Consider the following 254-nt stretch of genomic DNA (forward strand, 5'->3'; position numbering starts at 1 on the left):
GGAAATAGTAAAGACTGTAAAAGACGAGGAGCTTTTTCTGACGTACACTGCAAAAAGCTTTTTATAAAGGATAAATCATTATTTGTAAATGAATAAAGGAGTTCCCCCCACCAATCAATTTCGTATCTACATATCATACTAAGGTTATAAAGCAGTAAATAATGGGTCATTATCTCAGGAAGATTCCAGTATAGTGGGAGATGCCATGGAAGATACTTGTCATTATTCATACTGCTATAAAAAGGTAGCAAATG

At 33.9% G+C, this 254-nt stretch carries 1 protein-coding gene; it reads right to left on the minus strand.

Features of this window, described 5'->3' with window-relative positions:
• The coding region (locus tag AOA60_RS34905) for a YaaC family protein (protein WP_368731596.1) at nucleotides 1-230 on the minus strand (230 nt) is incomplete at its 3' end.
• Nucleotides 231-254: the final 24 nt, after the last annotated feature.

It is taken from the genome of Pseudomonas sp. 2822-17, assembly GCF_002742485.1.
GTDB classification, from domain to species: domain Bacteria; phylum Pseudomonadota; class Gammaproteobacteria; order Pseudomonadales; family Pseudomonadaceae; genus Aquipseudomonas; species Aquipseudomonas cyclaminis.